At 57.9% G+C, this 16,296-nt stretch carries 13 protein-coding genes; 3 read left to right on the top strand and 10 right to left on the bottom strand.

Annotated elements, in window-relative coordinates; genetic code table 11:
- Positions 1 to 108: 108 nt before the first annotated feature.
- Both ALP40_RS10765 and ALP40_RS10760 read right to left on the bottom strand, forming a co-directional pair.
- Positions 109 to 2,535, bottom strand: coding sequence for a glucose/quinate/shikimate family membrane-bound PQQ-dependent dehydrogenase (locus ALP40_RS10765; protein WP_122208258.1), 2,427 nt, complete (start codon positions 2,533 to 2,535; stop codon positions 109 to 111).
- Positions 2,536 to 2,659: 124 nt separating this feature from the next.
- Positions 2,660 to 4,021 (bottom strand): carbohydrate porin, encoded by a 1,362-nt coding sequence (locus ALP40_RS10760; RefSeq protein ID WP_259640696.1) that lies wholly within the window; start codon positions 4,019 to 4,021, stop codon positions 2,660 to 2,662.
- Positions 4,022 to 4,334: 313 nt separating this feature from the next.
- On the opposite strand from ALP40_RS10760, the gene ALP40_RS10755 reads away from it, so the two are divergent.
- Positions 4,335 to 4,562 carry a VF530 family DNA-binding protein gene (locus tag ALP40_RS10755; protein ID WP_122208256.1) on the top strand — a complete coding sequence of 76 codons (228 nt, stop codon included), beginning with the start codon at positions 4,335 to 4,337 and terminating at the stop codon, positions 4,560 to 4,562.
- Between the two features lie 42 nt (positions 4,563 to 4,604).
- A complete protein-coding gene (locus ALP40_RS10750) occupies positions 4,605 to 5,264 on the top strand; it encodes a Pr6Pr family membrane protein (RefSeq protein WP_122208255.1) in 660 nt (219 codons plus the stop codon).
- Positions 5,265 to 5,307: 43 nt separating this feature from the next.
- On the opposite strand, the gene ALP40_RS10745 is transcribed toward ALP40_RS10750, so the two are convergent.
- The 4 genes from ALP40_RS10745 to ALP40_RS10730 all read right to left on the bottom strand — a co-directional run bounded on the left by ALP40_RS10745 (position 5,308) and on the right by ALP40_RS10730 (position 10,814).
- The gene (locus ALP40_RS10745; protein ID WP_122208254.1) at positions 5,308 to 6,078 is read right to left on the bottom strand and encodes a siderophore-interacting protein; all 771 of its coding nucleotides are present in this window, start codon (positions 6,076 to 6,078) and stop codon (positions 5,308 to 5,310) included.
- A gap of 11 nt (positions 6,079 to 6,089) precedes the next feature.
- The gene (locus ALP40_RS10740; RefSeq protein ID WP_122208253.1) at positions 6,090 to 6,671 is read right to left on the bottom strand and encodes a PadR family transcriptional regulator; all 582 of its coding nucleotides are present in this window, start codon (positions 6,669 to 6,671) and stop codon (positions 6,090 to 6,092) included.
- 87 nt (positions 6,672 to 6,758) lie between these two features.
- Entirely contained in the window at positions 6,759 to 9,878 is a 3,120-nt protein-coding gene (locus ALP40_RS10735; RefSeq protein WP_122208252.1) for a transglycosylase domain-containing protein, read from the bottom strand.
- Positions 9,879 to 10,103: 225 nt separating this feature from the next.
- Positions 10,104 to 10,814, bottom strand: coding sequence for a hypothetical protein (locus ALP40_RS10730; RefSeq protein WP_183136029.1), 711 nt, complete (start codon positions 10,812 to 10,814; stop codon positions 10,104 to 10,106).
- 373 nt (positions 10,815 to 11,187) lie between these two features.
- Here ALP40_RS10730 and ALP40_RS10725 point away from each other — a divergent pair, with 373 nt between their 5' ends.
- Entirely contained in the window at positions 11,188 to 11,964 is a 777-nt protein-coding gene (locus ALP40_RS10725; protein ID WP_122208318.1) for a hypothetical protein, read from the top strand.
- Positions 11,965 to 12,008: 44 nt separating this feature from the next.
- Here ALP40_RS10725 and ALP40_RS10720 read toward each other — a convergent pair whose 3' ends face one another.
- From ALP40_RS10720 to ALP40_RS10705, 4 genes are all read right to left on the bottom strand, one after another.
- The gene (locus ALP40_RS10720; RefSeq protein ID WP_183136028.1) at positions 12,009 to 12,677 is read right to left on the bottom strand and encodes a hypothetical protein; all 669 of its coding nucleotides are present in this window, start codon (positions 12,675 to 12,677) and stop codon (positions 12,009 to 12,011) included.
- 110 nt (positions 12,678 to 12,787) lie between these two features.
- Positions 12,788 to 13,918, bottom strand: a complete 1,131-nt coding sequence (locus ALP40_RS10715) for an OpgC domain-containing protein (RefSeq protein ID WP_122208250.1) — start codon at positions 13,916 to 13,918, stop codon at positions 12,788 to 12,790.
- Between the two features lie 154 nt (positions 13,919 to 14,072).
- Positions 14,073 to 15,686 carry an FMN-binding glutamate synthase family protein gene (locus ALP40_RS10710; protein ID WP_122208249.1) on the bottom strand — a complete coding sequence of 538 codons (1,614 nt, stop codon included), beginning with the start codon at positions 15,684 to 15,686 and terminating at the stop codon, positions 14,073 to 14,075.
- A 221-nt stretch (positions 15,687 to 15,907) separates the two neighbouring features.
- Positions 15,908 to 16,273 carry a hypothetical protein gene (locus tag ALP40_RS10705; protein WP_122208248.1) on the bottom strand — a complete coding sequence of 122 codons (366 nt, stop codon included), beginning with the start codon at positions 16,271 to 16,273 and terminating at the stop codon, positions 15,908 to 15,910.
- Positions 16,274 to 16,296: the final 23 nt, after the last annotated feature.

Below are 16,296 nucleotides of genomic sequence, written 5' to 3'. Positions count from 1 at the left end.
CGGAGTGGCCTTAGAGGCATTCCCACGCGGAACACGGGAACGATCATTGATGCGACAAAAAAGGCGGCTACCTTTCGATCGCCGCCTTTCCTTTACCTCAGCAAATCATCACTTCGGCAGTTTGAACGCCATCACGTAGTCACCCTGCTTGGTGCCCAGCGAGCCGTGACCGCCAGCCACGACCAGCACGTATTGCTGGCCGTCCTTGCCGGTGTAGGTCATCGGTGTGGTCTGCGCGCCTGCTGGCAGGCGGCCTTCCCACAGTTGCTTGCCGTTACGAACGTCATAGGCACGCAGGTACTGGTCAAGCGTACCGCTCAGGAACGCCAGGCCGCTGGCGGTGGTGAATGTACCACCCAGGCTTGGAACGCCCATGGTCAGCGGGACCGGAACCGGCGAGCTGTCACGCACGGTGCCGTTTTTGTGCATCCAGATGGTTTTGTGGGTGGTCAGATCGACCGCTGCCACATAGCCCCAAGCTGGCGCCTGGCACGGCAGGCCCATTGGCGACAGCAGTGCTTCCAGGATCACGCCATACGGTGCGCCCTTGTTCGGCTGAACGCCTTCGGTTTCGCTCTTGCGACCCGGGCCGCCTTCCACTTCGGCCGATGGCACCAGCTTGGAGCGGAACGCCATGTAGCTCGGGTTCACGAACGCAATTTGGCGAACCGGATCGATGGAAATACCGCCCCAGTCGAACACGCCGAAGTTGCCGGGATACACGATCGAGCCTTGCAGCGATGGCGGGGTGAACGGCCCGTCATAACGCAGCGACTTGAAGTCGATCCGGCACAGCATTTGGTCGAACGGGGTCACGCCCCACATGTCGCGCTCTTTGAGCGGCGGCGGCATGAAGTTCAGGTCAGACTTGGGCTGAGTCGGCGACGTGTGGTCGCCTTCGACTGCGCCTTGTGGCACCGGTACTTCATTGATCGGCACGATCGGCTGACCATTGCTGCGGTCAAGCACGTAGATGCTGCCCTGCTTAGTCGAAGCCAGTACAGCCGGTTTCATGCCGTCAGCGGTTTTCATGTCCATGAGGGTCGGTTGACCGCCCACGTCCATGTCCCACAGATCGTGGTGAGTGAACTGGTAATCCCAACGCACCTTGCCGGTGGCGATGTCCAGTGCAACCAGGCCCGCGCTGTACTTCTCGGACTCTGGCGTACGGTCGCCGCCCCACTGGTCAGGCGTCTGGTTGCCCATCGGCAGGTAGATCATGCCCAGCTTTTCATCGACGCTGAACATGGACCACATGTTCGGCGAGTTGCGGGTGTAGACCTGACCTTCAGCGATAGGCGCTGTGGCTTCAGGGTTGCCGCTGTCCCAGTTCCAGACCAGGCGACCGGTGTGTACGTCGTACGCACGGATCACGCCGGACGGCTCATCCATCGAAACGTTATCGGTGACGTGGCCACCAATGATCACTAGATCTTTGGTCACCGCCGGAGGCGAAGTGGAGTAGTAGCCACCTGGCGCGAAGGTGCCCATGTTGGCTGTTAGATCGACTGAGCCCTTGTTGCCGAAGTCTTCGCACATCTTGCCGGTGTCGGCGTTCAGGGCGATCAGACGGGTGTCGGCAGTCGGCAGGAAGATCCGGCGCGGGCAGGAAGCGCTTGCAGCCGAAGCATCTGTCGCGGCAGGCGCTGCCGGGCTTTGGGCCGGCGCGCCAGCGGCTGCATAGGCTGCGTCATCGTGATACGTGACGCCGCGGCAGGTCATGTGCGCCCAGCCTTTGAAGTTCTCGGCGTTCTGGGTGCTGATCTTCGGATCGAAGCGCCAGATTTCCTTGCCCGAATCCGGGTCAAGCGCGATCACCTGGCTGTGCGGCGTGCAGACATACAACATGCCGTTGACCTTGAGCGGAGTATTCTCGGCGGTCGTTTCGCCCGGGTCGTTCGGCCCAGGGATGTCGCCGGTGCGATACGTCCACGCCGGCTCCAGCTTACTCACGTTCTCTGGCGTGATCTGCGCCAGCGGCGAGTAGCGATCACCAAAGGCGGTGCGACCGTAGGACTGCCAGTCACCGTCAGGCATGGCCGGCGCGGTGTTGGTCGTACCCGCAGTCTCGCGGTCCAGCTGGCCTTCGATGCGGCCAGGGTGAGTGAACTGGCTGGCCAGTGCAGTCAGACCGGCAAGCACCACGGCGATGCTCAATGCACCCGTGCCCATGCGGGCCGGGCCGTTACGCAGCAGCGGACGGCGGAACCACGGCAGCAGCAATACCAGACCTAGCGCGAACCACAGCGCCAGGCGCGGCACCAGTTGCCACCAGTCCAGGCCCACTTCCCACAGAGACCAGACCGTGCTGGCAAACAGCAGCAGCGCATACAGGCCCAGCGCAGCGCTGCGCCCGGTCATCAGCAGCACACCGGTTACCGCAAAGCCGATACCGGCCAGCAGGTAATACAGCGATCCGTCCAGTTGCAGCAACCTGATGCCGCCGACCACCAAGGCCAGCCCCATCAACAGAATCACCAGACCGAGCAGTGTCGGTAACAGACGATTTCTTCCCGAAGCACCATCAGTGCTCATAATGCGAATCTCCGCGAGAATTGAATGATTGACGCCCTGAACTGCAAAACCGCAGACCTTGATGTCACCCTTGAAACCAACTAATTGTTGAGACGGTTTACCAACGATTGAATTCAACCGTTGGTCAGAACGAGAGTTGCATTTTCAAACCCGCTACCACCGCGTCGTCGACTTCAGTCAGCCCGCCCGGATGACGGACGTATTGCAGGTTCGGTCGTACGGTCAGCCAGTCGGTCACGTGTACGCCGTAATAGAGCTCGGCGTTGTATTCGGTGTCCTGCAACGGCATGAAGGAGGGGTCGTTGTAGTCGTAGACCGCTGCTGCCTGATTTCGTGCATCAGCGTTCTTGCGGTACGCCGGATTGACGTGAATACGCGACAGGCCCAGCCCGATATCGTCCCGAGTGCGGGCGTCGAACGGGCCTTTGTAAACCATGCCGATCGACACATAGTTATCGATCATGTTGGTTTTCTTGTCGTGCAGCGTGCCATTGGCAAACAGGCTCAGGCCGCGACTGGCATCGCCATCGTGCCGAGTGACCTGCTGGCGCAGATTGAGCCATACGCCGTGCTTGCTTGAGGCACCCCGGTAGGCCGTACCCGTGAGGGCAGCAGGCTGATCGTCTGTGTTCTTGTAGACGTCTTCGCTATCCGCCGTGCTGTAGTAATAACCGGCGCGGTATTCACCCGGCAGGCCATTGACCTTGGGTGACCAGACCCACTCGACCGGCAACACTGCACCTTCAGTACCGCTGCCGCTGAGTTTGAACGCGTTGTCGTTTTCCAGATTGGAGGGATTCTGCTCGAAGGCACCGACCTGAACGAAGATTTCAGGCGTGAGTTGATACTTCACGCGCAGAGCCCACTGGCTGATCGGCCAGTTGTACCAGGTGTCGACGTAATTGCCGACCTGTGATCCGCAGAGCGACAGGTTCTGAAAGTCGCAGGGGATGCTGTTGAAGTCCTCACCTTCGTTGAAGCGGCCGAGCTTGATGCTCAAGGTCTGGTCGAAGAACTTCTGCTGATACCACATCTGTGTCAGCCGGGTAACGCTGCCGCGCCCCCAAACCTCCTGCGAAGAAGAGATCGTTCCGGTGCGCGGATCGCCGATCCGGTCGTTGCTGATGTTGTCGCCGTTGCGGTTGTTCAGGGTCAACTGAAACTCGGCGTCATGCCAGCCGAGCATTTTCTGCAGATCCAGATGAGCGCCCACGGCGATCTGGTCGCTGTAACGGGTCGTCTTGTCGTGGTTGTAGCCGCCGTGCAGGTTGGCACCGGTCTCGCTGGTGTAGTCGAGTTTGAAATCGATCCCGCGCGTCGAGAGATCGGTGCGCTTGCCGCCCCAGTCGCCCAGCATCCAGGGTGAATCGGCAGACAGAGCAGGCGCGGCGTGGACTGTGCCTGTCAGACCGAGCAGTGTCAGACCACACAGACTGACAGCACGATAAACCGTGGCGAAGCGATAATGCTTTGATGAATTGGGCATGAAAAGGGGCATTCTTTTTTGGTTTTTTTCAGAAACGACGAGGCTTTCCGTGACCGTCTGGGCGGCCATCGGTGAAACTTCAGAGGCAGAGAATCGATTCAGCTTTGAAGGCGACAATGATAGGACGCTAACGAGTTCACGAAAAGGGCTTTCATTGACATGGATCATTGCGGTTTTGGTAACAGTGCATTAAGGCACTATTGTGAGAAGTGATACACCGCCTGCGCACGCCTGACCCTTCCCGATGTCTCATGGCTCGGCTAAGGTGCGCACCTTCCTTTATCGCGCCATCCTATTCGCTTCAAGGTTCTCAATGACGACATCCAATACCGACCCACTGCACGGCGTTACGCTGGAGCAGATTCTCAAGGCTCTGGTCGAGCATTACGAGTGGTCGGGTCTGGCCGAACGCATCGATATCCGCTGCTTCAAGAGCGACCCGAGCATCAAGTCCAGCCTGACGTTTTTGCGTAAAACGCCGTGGGCACGGGAGAAAGTGGAAGGGTTGTACGTGAAGCTGCATCGCAGCAAAGGCTGGTAATTAACGCGTGGCAGGGAGGCTGATACCCAAGGAAGCACATCGATGCACAGTCAAAACCTGCCCCGTTCCCAGCGGCAGCGCCATCTTATTCTGCTCGCCGCCTGCCTTGGCTGGGCGGGGCTTGCTATTCAGCTCTATTTGATTCTGCTCGGCCGCTGGATGGACCATGCCAGCCTGCTGGGAGGGCTGGTCCGATTTTTCAGCTTCTTTACCGTGCTCACCAATACGCTGGTCGCCGTCGCGCTGAGCTGTGCGCTCAGCCAGCGGCAGTCGGCAGGGCATCGGTTCTTTCGTGATCCGGTGGTGTGCAGCGGTATTGCGGTGAGCATCGCCATCGTCGGCCTTGCCTACAACATCCTGCTGCGGCACTTGTGGCACCCACAAGGCTGGCAATTCATCGCCGATGAGCTGCTGCACGATGTGATGCCCCTGACATTTCTCGGCTACTGGTGGCTGTGCGTGCCCAAAGGCCTGTTGCGCCTGAGGCATATAGGGTTATGGGCGCTTTATCCGGTGGTGTACTTCGGCTATATCCTGCTGCGTGGTGATGTAATCGGTGACTACATGTACCCCTTCATCGACATTGGCACGATTGGCTACACCAAAGCCTTTATCAATGCGCTGGGCGTTTTGATGGGGTTTGTGGTGATCGCGCTGATGCTGGTGGGGATAGACCGCTTGGCGTCGCGCCGTCGGCCATGAGAATGGGGTCTGGCGCTATCGAGCGCGCCAGACCGCTAACCACTCACGCGTCTTCGGAGTCACCCAGCTTCCAGTAACCGGCAGCCTTGACGAACGCTTCGTCGAGCCCGAACTCGTCCAGCAACACGCGACGCAGTTTGCGCGAAAGACCGGATTCGATGGCCACCCAGGCGTACAGCTTGCCTTCGGGCATTTCCAGACGGCGGATGACGTCGATCAGGTTCTGCTCGCCACGCACGATCCAGATCACATCGACCTGCGCCGCGCTCTGGAAGACCTGCTGTTCCTGCTCGTTGGCCACTTCAACCACCACCAGCGCCGCACGGTTGGCAGGCAAGGATTCCAGGCGACGGGCAATGGCCGGAATGGCGGTTTCATCGCCGATCAGCAGGTAACTGTCGAACATGTCCGGCACCACCATTGAGCCCTTGGGTCCGGCAATGTGCAGAAACTGTCCCGGTTCAGCCTGAGCGGCCCATGTGGCAGCAGGGCCTTCGCCATGCAGCACGAAATCGATGTCCAGTTCGCCCGTGGCTTCGTCGTAGCGACGCGGCGTGTAGTCGCGCATCGCTGGACGTGGCGCGTCTTTGTCGCTGGCAGGCGTCAGGCTTTCCAGCGCTTCGTATTCCTGCGGCGTTTGCGCAAAGAACAGTTTGACGTGATCGTCAGTGCCCAGGCTGATGAAGCCGCTCAGCTCCGGGCCTTGCAGGGTGATGCGGCGCATCAGCGGCGTCAGTTGAGCCACGCGCAGTACCTTGAGTTTGCGGCGTTTGATTTCGTGCATGACGCGGTGGATCGATTGTTCCTGAGTCATATGTTCTGAAGTCATTGCGACGGCTCCGAGGCTGATTGCGGCCCATCGACGATGGCCTTGGCGGTGGTGTTGAGCAGGTCGCGGACCCGAATGATTTCCTCCGGGCTCCAGCGGCCGTCGTGCAGGTGCATCGCATGACGCAGGTTATGCACCGCTTCGTGAATTTCCGGCGGTCGGTCGTGACCACGCAGCGAGCGCTTGCTGACGTCGATCCGGGTGCGCACGCCGTCCAAGGCCACGGCCTGTTCAACCAGAGAAGCACGGCCGGCTTCAGTCACGGTGTAAAGTTTCTTGCCCGCCTGGGCATCGCCCAGGATCAGCTCGCTTTCTTCCAGAAAGGTCAGGGTCGGATAGATCACGCCAGGGCTGGGGCAGTACGCGCCCTCGAACAGACTTTCGATCTTGCGAATCAGGTCGTAGCCGTGGGAAGGCTGCTCGGCGATCAGGGCCAGCAGCAGCAATTTCAGATCGCCTGGTGCAAAAACACGCGGGCCTCGTCCGCCGCGTTCACGGCCGGGACGCTTCTCAAAACCGTCGCGGTCTTCACGAACATGATGCGGGCGGGAGTGGGGGTGATGAGCGTCATCACGCATAGTCTTCGTCTCTCTTTGCACAAGTTAGATATACCTTAAGATATATCTAATTTGTCTCGCAAATGATCATGACGAACGGTAACAGGTTCACGTCGCGGTATTTTTATTGAGCCCTGGCGCGTTGCACATCGCCTTTCCATCCTTTTCCAGATAAGGCGTCAGGATAGGTGCCATGCCCTTGAGGACCTGCACCGGCAGTGCCGATGTGAAGCGAAATCCCTCAGCGGCGCGTCCCGGAACGAATGCCGTCAACGTGCCGAAATGGTTCTCGCCGATGTAGAACACAAAGGTCGCCGTGCGGTTGACGGCCCGTGAGCTGATGATGCGTCCGCCCGCGCCAATACTCTCGATGCGGTTATCGCCCGTGCCGGTTTTGCCGCCCATTGTCAGCACGCTTCCGTCCTGCATCTTGAATGCGCCTTGCACACGCTTGGCGGTCCCTCCATCCACCACCTGCGACAACGCTTCACGCATGGCCGCCGCGACTTCGGAGGGCAGTACGCGCTGGCCCAGTTCCGGGTTGATCGCCAGTTCTGTTTCGTAAGGCGTGGCGGCGGCAAAATGCAGGCTGTCTATGCGCACGGCAGGCAGGCGAATGCCGTCGTTCTGAATGATGCCAATCAGTTCGGCCAGTGCGGCCGGGCGGTCACCGGAGCTGCCGATGGCGGTTGCCAGTGAGGGCACCAGATGATCGAAGGGATAACCCACGCGTTGCCAGCGCTGTTCGATGTCCAGAAACGCTTCGACTTCCATCATGGTGCGAATGCGGCTATCGCGTGCGCCCTTGTGTCGGCTTTTGAACAGCCAGCCGTAGACTTCCTGCCGCTCGAAACGACTGGCCGCCACGGCGTCCTTGAATTGCGCATCCGGGTGCTTGAGCAAATAGCCGACCAGCCAGAGGTCGAGCGGATGCACCCGCGCAACGTAGCCCTGATCAGGCAGGTTGTAAGTGCCGGGCCCATAGCTGTCATACAGATCGGCGAGGCGCTTTTCGGTCAGTTTCGAGGTTGCCTTGGTGCCGTCCAGATGCGCTCGTACAAACGCGTTGAACGTATCGCGATCTGCACCGGGCAGCAGGTAGCGATGCACGGCAGCCAGGCGAATGGCCGTCGGGTTCATGCCATCCAGGAAGGTATCGAGGCGCTCCTGAGTGGTTTTGTCCTTGTAGCGCTTCCAGAAGCGCAGCAGGAACACCGTGCCTTCACGGTCGGCGAACTGACTCAGGTATTCCTGACGGCGCGGGTTGTCGTCGTCTTTGAGCAGCGAGGCACTGTTGCTGGGCGCTTGATAGGTGCTGTAGCGCACCACGTCTCGCATCAAGCGAATGAACGGCAGGTTGATGGACTCACGCAGGGACTCGCGCAAGGTCGGGATTCGGCCATCGTCCTGATGCCTGAAGTTGTTGAAACGGTGCATGCCGCCGCCGGTGAAGAATGCCTCTCCCGGGCTTGCGGAGTAAGGGCGGTCTAAAGCGGCCGCAAGCATTTTGGTGAGGTCACGGTCCTTGTTCTGCAGCAGATAGTCCACCGACCAGCGCGTCAGCCGATCCGGCTCTTCGACGGGCACTTTCCTCAGTTGCGCAACGCTCATGCCGGCATAACGTGCGTGCAGTTCGGCGATGATTTCCAGATAGGTCGTGAGCACCCGCATCTTGGCGGTCGAGCCCAGTTCCAGCTTACTGCCCTCATTGATGTCGAACGGCTGGTCGGTGCTGTCGGTCTGCACCCTGACCCGCGAACCGTCCGCGCCGCGCTCGAACAGTGTGAAGCTGTAACGCACTTGCGCCGTACTGGCTGGCGTTAGCAGTCGTTCCCCGAGCAGGCCGATGCTGCCGGCGAATTCCGGGTTGGCCAGGTCGCGCAGGTATTGGCTGACCTGTTTTTGCAGCGCGCCATGCAAGGTGCTGGTGGCTGACAGGTCGAGGCGGTCCAGGTCATACAGCGGCCGATTGAGCAGGTTGGAAAGCCGGGTGCGCGCAACGCTGATGCCCTTGTTGGTTTCGATCGGCTGAATGGTCGGCTGCTGCACCCAGTCCCGGTAGGTGACCGTCGCGGCCAGTGCGGCATCGGCGAGAGGTTGATCGATGACATTGGCCTGCGCCAGCAAGCGGATATGGCTGTCAGTGAGTTCTGCCAGCTCCAGTCGTCCCTTGGCCAGGTAATGGGAAGGGCGGCGCTGGGCGATGACCAGCGACAGCACCTCCCGCAGCGCGAGCGCTTTTTCGGCCAGGCTCTGTTTGTCAGTGGGCGTAGCGGCAAGCACTTCGTTGGATCGGGCAAAATCTGCACCGAACCAGACTCGCAACCCCTCGGCCAGACCATGCACCTCGCCATGCCCGGGCACGGCCGACAACGGTACGCTGTTGAGGTAGTCCCGTACGACGTGCTGGCGCACCTCCAGGGTTTGCGCGCCGGGCTGGTAAGCCCGCACGCTGGCAGAAATCATCTGCCGGATCTTCTCGGAACCCGACTGGGTCAGCCCGTCCGGCGAGTGGCGATACTTTTCCAGTTGCGTCGCCAGCGTACTGCCGCCCGCCGACTGACCGGGCAGCGACAGGAGCCGTGCCACCTGTGACCACGCCGCTTTGGCAAAGCGCGGCCAGTCCACTGCAGGGTTGGCCAGCGGCTGCTGCGGGTCGAGCAGGTCGCGGTTTTCGATGAACAGAAGGCTGTGTACCACCACCGGCGGTATATCGGCAAAGGTCGGGTAGAGCTGCTGCGGGTAGCGAAACTCATAGAGTGGCGCGCCCTGACAGTCGGTGATCGACAGGCCGGCCTGAATCTTTTCCTGATACGGCACGAAAAAGCCGCGCTGGCTGTAACGCATCAGTTCGGGAGAGAAGTGCGCCTGGCGAGTGATTACGTAATCGCGTTTAAGCAAACGCGGCAGGAAATCGCCCAGCGAGGAATACCCCAGACGCTTGTCAAACGGCCCGTCACCCGGATACACAACATCCGTGCTCGGTCCAGGCTGCACCGAATAACTGAGGTTGGCGGCGAAACGGCTGAACTCACGCGCCTGAAGTTTCGAGCTGCGGCTCTCGACCGCCACCGCAGCGCCCAACGCTACACCGCCCAATGCCACGACCACCCAGAACACCCGCCATCCGTAACGTTTACGAGGGGCATGCTTCGGCGCGCGTGGGTCATCCTGACGATCAGCGGAAATCACATCTTGCCTGCTATCGGAATCCCTGAATACGCCCATAGTCGATGGCCCGTCACCCTGTTAACGCACCTGAGACAAGCTTAGACGCTGGGTGGGACTGCAGGAGAAAATTGTCCACAAGAATTTGACGGGCATGCGCAGCGGTGACGCTCCTGCAAAATGAATGATGTTTCCTGAGTAACGGCACTGAGGACAAAAACGTTGCCTGGTGACCTGATAGGGTATTTCCGAGCCGTTACTGTGGCGTGAAGGTGGTCTCGGTGTTTAAACGTATATATCAACCGCAGGCTCTTGCGCCGCTTCACGCTTCGGCGCATTACGTTCGATCTGGTAGATGATGGTATCCATAAAGTTGCCAATGGTATTGCGGCTGAATACCTGGCCGTAATCGATGACCTTGCTGAAACCCTCCAGATTGAGCGTGTGCTCAGTGCCGAATTTCTTCGAGTCGTGATCCAGTAACGTCATGATGCTTTTGGCGTTGGTCATCAAGTTGTCTTTTAGCGATTGAAGCTTGTTTAACTCTTCGGTCAAATACGTATGCTCTGCGGGCGTTAATACGCCGTCCGGGTCAGTGACCTTGATCTGCTCGTCAAAGCCCAGTGTGAATCCATAGTGTTTTTTTGCCAGTTCAGGGTTCAGATAGGAAAGCTGCTGCTTGTGGCCATGAAAAGCGTCGAACATGTTACAGATGGTTTCTTGGAAAATATCGGTTTGATCTTTTAAAAAAAGCAGCAGGTCCTGTTCAAAAAATGCACCGTAAAAAGTTGCAAGTTCTTCATTACTGTCGTTGTTCGCGCTTTGGGGGCGCCAAGGTGTTTTCTCGAAACGGTAAAACGCTTCATTTGGGTCGCGAGGCATTCTGGCTGCTGGCGGCAGAGGCTCTAATGGCTCCGTTGGTAATGGGCTGGATGTGATGCCTTTGATGAGAAACGGTTGGGTTTGCACATTCGTCATTGCTGCGCTGATTTTCATGTGAGGTACACTTTCTGACAAGGTTAACGTGATAGCGGCCTCGGAGTTAAAAACTTGCGCTGTCAATGCTGTAGGAAGTTTCTGAAATATTCACAGCGATATTTTTTTGTAGGAGATTTCTCGTTTTAAGCGGTGTGGGTTGACTGCCGGGCCGGCTGTCTATTACGTCGGTTTTATCAGTGGCATTCAGCCCTGTTTATTTAAAGAGAAAATAATCATGAAACACCCTAGTAAAAAATACAGGTGTCTTTGGCTCTTGCCAGTGTTGTTTGCTGTCTCGGGTTCTGTTATGAGCGCAAACCCTGCGCTGATGGATCAGGCTGAAGCGTTAGTTGCAGGCAGCACAGAAGCGATCAGTCCCGATGCAGAGCAGATGCCCGCTGAGCCGACATTCACCGTACTTCCAGACAAGCTCAATTCCGGGGTGGGCTCGTTGACCCGACAGGCACCCGTCCATTACTACGGGTTTGTGTCGCAACGAGGGCAGGACGTTCTGCTCCATTCCCCTGGTGGTGATCCTGTTGGCAAAGCGTGGAGTGTTGAGTACTACGAACAGGGTAAGTGGATTGCCCAACAGACGGCGACTAAGGTTTTTTCCAATCTGAGTCCAGGGGCTGATGTCATCATTCGGATCTCCGCCAAGGACCCGGATAGTGTGAACGAGCTGGGTTATGCCATTGTACTGGGCTCCTATCCCGTGCTGAAAAGTTACGATTTGTTTGATGAGCCGGGTGTCATCAGAATACCCAGTGGGTACACCGAACCTAATTGGTTGGCCACGCAGGTCTACAAGGAAGCTGTGCTAGAGGTGAGGTTTACGGATACCAAAGGTGCTGCGTTGGAAGGGGGTGTCGCGGGTTTCGGGCTGACCTTTGGTGAGGGAGAGAAAAGCATGAGAGGTCATCTCATGAGTGATGCCAACGGTATTGCGTCACAGCTCATAGAGCTTGGGCGTTGCCACGGAGGGTTCGAGGCAAGGGATTTCGTCGATAAACAGATGGGCTTCAATACGTGGAGAAGTCACTATAAGGTCGCTGACTACTTTGTGAAAAATCTCTACATTGATCCAACCCCCAAAGCTTTCAAATTACTCCAGCTTGGGCATATCTGCGATCAGACTGTGTTGAAAACGGTCGCGCCGAGAAATTGATTTGTGGTTGAGATTGACGGGGCAAATACCCCGTCAATCTTCTATCATGCCAATACAGAAATAGACAAGGAACTCTTTGTCTCGGCATTACTTTGAATTTGCTGTACCCATTCATGCTCCATTTGTTTGGCGCTGGTGTTTATGAGCTTGGCGTAATCTATGACGCGGTGGAAATTATCAATGTTTAAGTTATATCGACGGCCGAAGTTGTCATGATCATGGTCAACCAAGTCCATGATCGTTTTTGCATTTGTCTGTGCCATGCTTTTAAGTTCTTGAAATTTGTTGATGGATTCTGTCAATATGGCTTTTTCGGTTTCGGTAAGGTTGTTGTCGTAATCGATAATCTTAAGTGATGCATCCTCGTCCAGTGTAAAGCTAAAGTTTTTACTTGCGATTTCTGGGTGTGTATCTGCCAGTTCTTTTCTGTAAGCGTCATAGGTGATCCGCATAAGATCCAATTCCATAGCGCTGAATATCTTTTTATAGGCCACGTAGTGTTCGTGATTATTGAACATTTCTGATGCCGGCTCTGCGAGCCAAGGTTCTTTTTGATACTCATGAAATGGTTTCGCTTTTGCTTCCGCTTCCGTGGCGTCAGTCTTAAAGGCCTTATCTGGCGCAACGCCGCTGCCCATCTCTGACATCAGTCTCTGGGGCACTGCCACAGGCCGGAGTGTACCCATATGATTTTTGATCGCATCAATATTCAAGGTCTAACCCTCCCGTTGAGTTCATACCAAATAACGGCCGTTTCCAGAAAAACTTGGCCTGATAAAGCAGTAGGAAACTTCCGAGCGGGCAGTTGAATGTGACGCTGTTATCAGGTGGGCAACAAACGTGGTGCTTTGTCGAAGCGTTTGTTCAGTTCCAGTCCGTTGGCCATCAGCATCATCAATCCCAGACCCACGACCGCTGTCGTGACCTGCATCGGCCAAGTGTCGCCAGCCAGCGCGTTGGCCATGTCGGCCAGAGGCGCCAGCACGACGCCCAGGCAGAACACTTCCAGCGAGTAGCGCCCCATGCGGCAGGTCTGCTGAACGGGCCAGTTTTCCAACCACTTGCTGGTGGTGGGCAGCAGATGGACGACCACGTAGACCAGCGCCAGAAAATGCAGCAGGCGAGCCGGTGCCAGATCGGTCTTGTTGATGGGGTAAAACTTTTCAAGCTGCAGGTTCGACACCAGCGCAATGTGCAGGTCCGGCCATTTCTCGGTAAACGTCAGTACGCCTGCGATCAGCACATAGGAAGCGGCGAGGATGAACAGGGGTTGTTGATGCGGCGGGGAGCGGTCCTTCGTGACATAGCGTTCAGCCCGCAATGCGCAGGCACCACCCAGCACGAACAGCAATTGCCAGGCTACCGGGTTGAAGTACCACACACCGCCGCCTTCATACGCGCGCAGGTTCCAGCCAAACAGCGGCACCATCATGTACAGGGCTATTGAAAGCCCGACCGCCAGTTCGAGCCTGCGCAGCATGAGTGGCAGGATCAACGGCAAGGTCAGCAGCAAAACGATATACAGCGGCAACGGGTCGGTCAGGTTGGGTTTGAAGCGCAACAAGAGTTCGTCTGCCAGTGCCTGTTGCGGATTGCCGACGAAATACTCAAGGCCCATTTGCTGGACCATGTCTCGGGTTTCGACATGGTTGTTGGCCACGAACACGATTCCCATCAGCAGTGTCAGCAGGAAGATATGCACGACATACAGCACCCAGGTGCGCCGCAGGATGCGCACCCCTGCGACCAGCATGCCTTCACGTCGGGCGATACGTCCGTACGCCAGGATGGCTGCGTACCCCGCCAGAAACACAAAGATCTCGGCCGCATCGCTGAAGCCGAAATTGCGCACCGTCAACTGGGCCAGAGGGTTGTCCGGCACGTGATCCCAGAAAATGAAGATCAGCGCCAAGCCTCGAAAGAAGTCGATTCGATGATCGCGTCCGTTAGTCATAACGGTGGACTCTTGAAAGTTGCTAATAAGATGAGCCGCAGAAGGCCGAGGTTCCGCGCCGCCAGTCGGTGTCGTCTGGCGGCGCGGCAGGGTGGCGTTAAATCAGAAGGATTGCAAAGTCAGGCTATTACAGAATGTCTCCAGGCAGGCGGACTCACGCGACGTCGGCGGGCTCGAAACTGTCGGCACGGGCCATTCGCCACATACGTGAATAGAAGCTGTCGTCCTGCACGCCATTGAGCAACTGCCCCGGCTGTAGAAATACGTGGGTCTGCGAGAACAGCTTGATTTCCGTGGCAGACATGCGCCGAACGAGGTGTTTGGCTTCCAGTTGCGAGGGGTGATCCAGGCCTGCGGCCGCCAGCATCTCGGCCAGGCCTTTGAGCGTGTTGCGGTGGAAGTTGTAGACGCGCTCCGCTTTGTCCGGCACCACCAGTGCCCGTTGACGCAGGGCATCCTGAGTCGCAACGCCGGTCGGGCATTTGTTGGTGTGGCAGCTTTGTGACTGGATGCAACCGATGGCGAACATGAAGCCACGCGCCGAGTTGGCCCAGTCGGCACCGATGGCCAAGACGCTGGCGATGTCGAATGCGCTGACAATCTTGCCGCTCGCACCCAGTCGAATATGGTCGCGTAGATTCAGGCCAACCAGCGTGTTGTGCACGAACAGCAGGGCCTCGCGCATCGGTGTGCCCATGTGGTCGGTGAACTCGACAGGTGCAGCACCGGTTCCGCCTTCCGTACCATCGACGACGATGAAGTCCGGGTAAATCCCGGTGGCGAGCATGGCCTTGGCGATGCCCATGAATTCCCACGGATGGCCCAGGCAGAACTTGAAGCCCACCGGCTTGCCGCCCGACAGCTCGCGCAGTTGGGCAATGAACTGCATCAACTCGAACGGCGTAGAGAACGCACTGTGACGTGACGGCGAGATGCAGTCTTCACCCATCGGGATCCCGCGAGTGTCTGCGATCTCCTGAGTGACTTTGTGCTTGGGCAAGATGCCGCCATGCCCGGGCTTGGCACCCTGACTCATCTTGATCTCGATCATGCGTACTTGCGGGTTGGTGGCTTGGGCCGCAAACCGCTCCGGATCGAAGCGACCATCCGCTGTGCGGCAGCCGAAATAGCCGCTGCCCAGCTCCCAGGTCAGGTCGCCACCGTGTTCCCGGTGATAGGGGCTGATGCTGCCTTCACCGGTGTCGTGGGCAAAGTTGCCCAGCTTTGCACCTTTGTTCAGCGCGCGGATGGCATTGGCGCTCAGCGAACCAAAGCTCATGGCCGAGATGTTGAAGATCGAGGCGGAGTAGGGCTGGATGCACTGCGGGCCACCAATCGGCACGCGAAAACTGTTGGGGTCGCTCAACGGGGCAGGGCGCATGGAGTGGCCGATGAATTCGAAACCGGTCTGGTAGACATCGATCAGCGTGCCGAAGGGCTTGTCGGCGGATTCGTTCTTGGCGCGTGAGTACACCAGCGAGCGCTGGGCTCGCGAGAAGGGCAAGGCGTCGCTGTCGGATTCGAGCAGGTACTGGCGAATCTCCGGGCGGATGGCTTCGACGGCGTAGCGAATATTGCCCAGAATCGGATAATTGCGGCGCACCGAGTGGGGCGTCTGCAACAGGTCGATGATGCCTACCACGCTCAGTACGGCGGTCAGCAGCGTGAGCGGCCATAGCCACTCGTGATGCCAGAACGGCAGGCTTAACAGGGTGAAAAGCACGCATCCGACGAAAACGGCGTAACGGCTGAGTAGCGAGAGGCTCATACGACATCCTTGGACTAATGGCGGTTTTTTCGCTGTGCGCCCCGTCTCTACCTGCGTCTGAACGTATGCAGGGCCGCAAGGCTGCCGGGCTGGCTGTACCAAAAACGGTTCGCAGGCGCGAGCCAGCACAGTGCGCACCTGAAATGTAGCGGATTGCCGTCATGCGCGTGAGGGGTAAATGGCGCCTTGACGAAAGCTTTTGATCACGCAGCAGCGCACGTTCAGCTTTCCAGCACCCAAGGCTTGAGTCGTCGCAGGCGTTCGGTGGTGGCGTAAACCTCTTCGCGTCCTTCCTGGCTGGTCCAGCGCAGGTGCTCGATGAGGGTTTGTTCCTTGGGGTTGAGTGCGATGAAACCCAGTTCGTCTGCCTTGCGCATGAAGCTGTCACGAGGCGCGGCAGGTTTGCTGGCAGCGATGACGTCCTGCAAGGCGTTCTGCAACATCGAGACGTAGCCCACCAGCATCGAAGGGTTGCACATGACGTCGGTCTTGTTGACGTAACCGTCCAGCAGTCGCAAAGAGTCGCGGGCTTCGATCAGGCGTTCATAAGCGTGTAGTGGCAAGTCGTAGCGGAGGGTGTCAGGCATGAAAATCCTGTTGGCTTTTTTAT

The sequence above is a fragment of the Pseudomonas viridiflava genome, assembly GCF_003702045.1.
Taxonomy (GTDB): domain Bacteria; phylum Pseudomonadota; class Gammaproteobacteria; order Pseudomonadales; family Pseudomonadaceae; genus Aquipseudomonas; species Aquipseudomonas viridiflava_C.
Note: the sequence above shows the minus strand (reverse complement) of the source record. Positions and strands in the feature narration are given on the sequence as shown.